The sequence below is a fragment of the Kitasatospora sp. NPDC059327 genome (assembly GCF_042752535.1).
GTDB lineage: Bacteria > Actinomycetota > Actinomycetes > Streptomycetales > Streptomycetaceae > Kitasatospora.
This window is the reverse complement of sequence record NZ_JBHYYB010000209.1, coordinates 1-5415: the sequence shown is the minus strand read 5'-3', so window position 1 is coordinate 5415 and position 5415 is coordinate 1. Positions and strand designations below refer to the sequence as shown.

Below are 5415 nucleotides of genomic sequence, written 5' to 3'. Positions count from 1 at the left end.
CTGAAAACACCACACTCACAAGCTCGTTGACATCTCGCACACCATGCCAACGATGCCGATCACCCTTGGTTACCACCGATTACGAGACAGAGCCAAATCCCTTACACGCCCGCTTTGGTCGCGATCTGCCGCAGGTGTGTGGCCCGGCCGGGTCAGTACTGGTAGCCGAGGGGGCGGGGCTGGAAGAGCTGGTTGTAGTAGCCGTTCCATTCGGGCCAGACCTGCACGTACTGGCCGCCCTTCCCGTCGGTGACGTCCATGCGTCCCTGGTGTGTCCCGTCGACGGTGTAGTTGTCGATGGCACGCCCCTCGGTTCCGCCGCTGTCGTGGCCGCTCATGTAGTCGCTGAAGGTCCACATGTCCGCGGTGGCGGGGTCGTGTTCCAGGGCGTGGATGTAGCGCCGCCCCTCGCCGCCCTCCGCGCCCGCGTTCCAGTAGCCGGAGAGGGACTTGCCCGCGTGCGGTCCGTCCTGGACGAAGATGTAGTAGGCGTCGCGGCCCTCGAGCTGACGGCCGGCCGGGGCCAGGTGGAAGGCGTTGCGCGGGTCCTGCGAGGGGTCGTAGTCGCCCTTGCGGTTGATGTTGTTGCTCATGAGAACCGAGATGTCGGAGTCGTACATCTTCAGCCTGGACCCCCGGGCGTCCCATCGCGGCGGACACATCTCGATCAGGAACGGCTTCTGCTTGAAGGGGTCCGCCCAGTACCGGGGGTCTCCCTCCTCCCAGACGAAGTCACAGCCCTTGATCAGGGCCACGAGGAAGAGGAAGAAGTAACCGATACCCTCGCTCGGGTCGTCGAACGCGCTGCCGAAGTAGGAGTCCAGTTCCGCCTGGAGGTCGTCGCACGACCAGCCACCGCGCACCGCGTGCGGAGAGTTGTCGACAATGCTCTGGAGGACCGCGATCCGATCGGCGGGAATCGTCACATGGGGCATGGGCACATCACCCTTCCGGAAGCCACCTCGCGGACCGTGCCGGCCCGCGCCCACCCGACGATAGCCATCGAACCCATTCATCGTAAAGTGACCATTCGGCCACGCACAGTACGCGTCATCGGGTGCTCCTGCCGGAACATCCCGACCGCGCAGAACCGGCACCGAGGGCTCATTATCGTCACCCGTCACCTGGCCGAGGGGGCCTGCCCATGATGCAGAGGGAGCCCGATGCGGCCTTCGGGGTCCACCTGGAGTTCGGTGCGGTGTGCCACCGAGGACTCCCCGCGGCGAAGTCGATTCCAGGGTCGGGAAACCGCTTCGCATGCCATCGGAAGCCCGTGCTGACGTGGAGGTCGCCAGGCCGGTCGGCGTACTGTTCCGTGCTGTGCGGCAGGAACGCCGCAGCCTGCACCGGTGTCCAGCACGTGCGCTCCTGCGCGCGGGGCGTGCACGGCACGCAGCGCTCGGCCGGGTCGAACTTCGGCCGCCACGAACGCACCGCGTGGTTCGGCGCGGTGCGCAGCGTCGAGACGACCCGGTACAGCGTGATCCGGCCCCGGCCGGCCTTGCGCTGCGCGGCCGTCCAGTCCTCGACCTGCTTCGGCCACGGGTCCAGCAACGTCCCGATCTCGAAGTCAAGCCGCTCCGACGTTCCAAAGCCGCCGGACGGCGGTACCTGAGTTCACTCATCCTCCTGGGGGGCGGCCACGGTCCGCCGTGGCTGTCCTCCCGTGTCGTGATCTGGTCGGCGGAGCGATCCGAGGGATTTGCTGTGGCCTGAGGTACCAGAGCCTTTCGACGCCCACGCCGGCCAGTTCGCCTTCGTCGTAGGTTTTGATGTTGGGCTTGGTCCAGCCGCCGAAGGGGGTGAAGTCGTCGAAGGTCTGCTTGCTGTCGGTCTGCTTGTACCAGAGGGGGTAGGCGCTGCCGCCGGTCCAACTTCCGGCGATCGGCTCCCACTGTGAGGCGGAGGTGCGGATGCCGAGGTGGACGCCGTTGCTCCTCATCTCGTTGAACAGCTCGGCGATGAAGTCAGCGTTGGCCGCGGTGTCGTCGCCCCAGTAGGCGCCGGGGCCTTCGATGTTCAGCCACATCTGGCCGTACTTGACGTTGTTGACTTTCAAGTAGTTGACGAGGGCGTTCACCTGCCGGGCGGGATTGCCGCTGGAGAAGGAGGGGGTGTGGTAGACGTCGACGTGCGCCATTCCGGCCGCCCACGCGTTGGCGACATTGGCCGCCAGGTTGGGGTCTACGGTGCTGGTGGATCGGTAGCCCCTGACGATCGCGAACGAGACGCCCTGCGACCGCATGCTGCCAAGGGCGGTAGTGGACGCAGGCTTCGACAGCTCGATGCCCTTGATGCCGGGTGATTCGGTGGATCCCACGGATGCTCCAGACTGCCAGAGATATAACGACAGAGCGCCACGCTTCAATGACTCTGTGTATTGGGCGTCGCGATTCTAGTCGTCCTGGCCGACACGGACAGCGGCCAAGCCGCCGTGACGATCCGAGGCGTCGCATCCGTAGGGGTTTTGTCTCTGATCATGGCCCGGAGGACGTTCGTGCGGCGACGCGCGAGCGCCAGGACGGCGTGCCTGTCTCCCTTGCCTTCCTCGGGTCTCCTGTCGTCGTGCACCTGACCTGACAGTGATGATGTTCGTGGTGATGTCGTCGGTGGGTCTGACCCGTGGCCTGACTGACGTCTCGACTGTCCTGTTTGGGATTTGTCGGCTCATCGGTGGCATCACCACGCACGCGGCCGGACGGGCGTTTGTGACTTCATAGCGCCTCTGTGTGTCAAGCTGCTGCTGCGAGTTGGGCCCGATGGTCGCGTTTCATGATCCGGTAGACCACGTTGGACAGGCGTCGCTTGAGGGCCCGGCGGGCCTCGGATGGCGTCTTCCCCTCGGCGATCTTGCGCTGGTAGTACTCCTGGCCGCGGCCGCCGTCGCGGATCTGGACGATCGCGATGACGTGCAGGACTGAGTTGAGCGCCCGGTTGCCGCCGGTGTTGAGCCGGTGGCGGACGTTGTTGCCGCTGGAGGCGTCCAGAGGCGCGCTGCCGGTGTAGCTGGCGAAGTGGTGCTCGGTGGGGAATCGGGTGATGTCGCCGACGTGGCCGAGGACCTTGGCGGCCAGCACGGTGCCCAGGCCCGGCAGGCTGGTGAGCGTGGTTCGGGTGGCGGCCAGCGCCTCGCGCATCTGGACCTCGTTGTCCTTGACCAGGCGGTCCAGGCGTCGCAGGTCGGCCAGCAGGTCACGGGCGATGTCCCGACGGCAGTTGTCGGTGGCGGTGACGGGACGGCTGCCCTTCATCGCGGCGGCGGCCTTGTCTGCGGTCAGTCCGGTGGCCACGCCGCCGGGCAGCAGATCGCGCAGGACGGCGTGCAGCCGGTTGAGTACGCGGGTGCGTTCGTGGACCAGGTCGTCGCGCCGCTCGGTCAGCAGCCGCAGGATCGTCGTCTGGTCCTCAGCGGCCACCTGCCGCAGGTCGGGGCGGAACAGAGCGACCTGGGCGACATGGCGGGCGTCGGCCTCGTCGGTCTTGCGGTTGCCACCGGTGGACAGCAGCCGGGCCCTGGCGGAGAGCGTGGCCGGCACGTCGACCACGTCCTCGCCGGCGGCCGCCAGCTGTTGGGCGAGCGAGCGGCCGAGGCCGCCGGCGCCCTCGACGGCGAAGCGCCGCTCGGGCCACTGCTCGCACCAGGCCATGAGCTGGCAGAACGTGCCGGCGTTGACGACGAACCGGCGCTGGGCCAGCTGGTGGCCCGAGGCGTCGACGGCGACTGCGGTGTGGGAGGACTTGTGCGGGTCGATACCGATCAGGATCACGGGCTGGCCTTGCACTCGACGGGACCGGGGAGGGAGTGCGGTGGGCATCCTGACTTGAAGTCACCGTGTCGTCCTCATGCCTCTGTCGAGCCACACCGCGCGGGTGTCGGCCGGCGGCGGCACGCTATGAGAGAGCCAGCCCGTGGGCGGCAAGGAGCACTGCGGGCCCGTGCCGACCGAAACCCTGGACGCTACGGCTGCAGACCGAGCGCCTGGGTCCGATTCAACAAGTCAGGAGCCTGGCCAGAGGCCCCGTCACTGTCTTGTCCACCCGCCCGACCGGCGCGTGCCGCCCTCGGCTCGGACAAGCGGCAAGGACGGACATGACCAGCATGACGCATGATGCCTCGGAGATCACCGGCGGCGTCGACACCCACGGCCTGACCCATCACGCGGCGGTGATCGACCGACTCGGCCGGCACCTGGCCGACCGGGAGTTCCCGGCCACCGTGCACGGCTACCGGGACCTGCTGAACCGGCTACGCTCGCACGGCACCGTGACCGCCGTCGGGGTGGAGGGCACCGGGGCCTACGGCGCCGAACCGACCCGTGTGCTGACCGCCGCCGGGGTCACGGTCGTCGATGTGGACCGCCCGGACCGCAAAACCCGTCGCACGCGCGGCAAATCCGACCCGATCGACGCTTACGCGGCCGCCATGGCAGTCGCCTCCGGCCGGGCCACCGCAGTCCCCAAGAGCCGCGACGGCACGGTCGAGGCCGTCCGGGTACTGCGGTGTGCGCGCCGCAGCGCGGTCAAGGCCCGCACCCAGGCGATCAACCAGATCCGCGGGCTGCTCGTGTCCGCGCCGGCGACACTGCGCGAGCAGGTCGCCCACCTGGACCGGACCGCGCTGATCCGCACGCTCGCCCGACTGCGCTCCGGTACGGACCTGTCCACGCCACTGGCCGCGACCAAGGCGGCCCTGCGGCGCCTGGCCCGCCGTCATCAAGCACTCGATGTCGAGATCACCGAGCTCGACGCCGAGATCGGCCCGCTGGTCAAGCAGGCCGCCCCGGAACTCCTCGCACTGTTCGGGGTCGGCCCCGAGACCGCCGGCCAGCTCCTGGCCTCGGCCGGGGACAACCCCGAACGGATGCGCTCCGAGGCCGCGTTCGCCCATTTGACCGGGGTCGCACCCATACCCGCGTCATCCGGCCGTACCCACCGCCACCGCCTCAACCGCGGCGGCGACCGGGCCGCCAACAACGCCCTGCACACCATCGTGCCGGTCCGCATGCGCTACGACGAACGCACCCGCGCCTACGTCGCCCGCCGCACAATGGAAGGCATGTCCAAGAAGGACATCACACGCTGCCTCAAGCGCTTCGTCGCACGTGAGATCTACAACGCACTGACCAGGCCACCAGCACCACAAACCAGCAAAGCCGACCTTGCCCCCGCAGCTTGACGTCTATAGGAGCATCCCAGGAGTTCGGCGTTCTCGTCGTCGGTGCCCTCCATCGTCTTGCGGGCCTCGATCGCCGGTGGTCGGGGCTGCCGACTCCTCAGACGATCGGCAGGCCGAGCTCGGCGCGGACCTCGCCGACCAGGCGCGGGAGTATCAGAATTTCGGTGGACACCCTGATCAAGGGAGTCACTGATGAGCTCGCTGACGGATCACCGGATCGAGTCGGTTCCTGAGGGGAC

5 protein-coding genes are annotated in these 5415 nt (G+C 68.1%); 2 read left to right on the top strand and 3 right to left on the bottom strand.

The window, feature by feature from the left end; translation table 11 throughout:
• Positions 1-152 precede the first annotated feature (152 nt).
• On the bottom strand, positions 153-935 hold the full coding sequence (locus ACFXHB_RS44270; protein WP_380582830.1) for a hypothetical protein: 783 nt from the start codon (positions 933-935) through the stop codon (positions 153-155).
• A gap of 380 nt (positions 936-1315) precedes the next feature.
• Between ACFXHB_RS44270 and ACFXHB_RS44265 the strand changes: the two genes are divergently transcribed.
• Positions 1316-1615, top strand: a complete 300-nt coding sequence (locus ACFXHB_RS44265) for a hypothetical protein (protein WP_380582828.1) — start codon at positions 1316-1318, stop codon at positions 1613-1615.
• A gap of 6 nt (positions 1616-1621) precedes the next feature.
• Here the strand turns inward: ACFXHB_RS44265 and ACFXHB_RS44260 are convergent, their stop codons facing one another.
• Together ACFXHB_RS44260 and ACFXHB_RS44255 are read right to left on the bottom strand one after the other, a co-directional pair.
• Positions 1622-2320, bottom strand: coding sequence for a GH25 family lysozyme (locus ACFXHB_RS44260; protein ID WP_380582826.1), 699 nt, complete (start codon positions 2318-2320; stop codon positions 1622-1624).
• Between the two features lie 412 nt (positions 2321-2732).
• A complete protein-coding gene (locus tag ACFXHB_RS44255) occupies positions 2733-3767 on the bottom strand; it encodes an IS110 family transposase (RefSeq protein ID WP_380582824.1) in 1035 nt (344 codons plus the stop codon).
• 323 nt (positions 3768-4090) lie between these two features.
• Between ACFXHB_RS44255 and ACFXHB_RS44250 the strand changes: the two genes are divergently transcribed.
• Positions 4091-5176 carry an IS110 family transposase gene (locus ACFXHB_RS44250; protein ID WP_380582822.1) on the top strand — a complete coding sequence of 362 codons (1086 nt, stop codon included), beginning with the start codon at positions 4091-4093 and terminating at the stop codon, positions 5174-5176.
• Positions 5177-5415: the final 239 nt, after the last annotated feature.

Bases quoted from the DNA above. Each gene is read 5' to 3' on its own strand.
- ACFXHB_RS44270 (WP_380582830.1), bottom strand. From the start codon at position 935: ATGCCCCATGTGACGATTCCCGCCGATCGGATCGCGGTCCTCCAGAGC.
- ACFXHB_RS44250 (WP_380582822.1), top strand. From the start codon at position 4,091: ATGACCAGCATGACGCATGATGCCTCGGAGATCACCGGCGGCGTCGAC.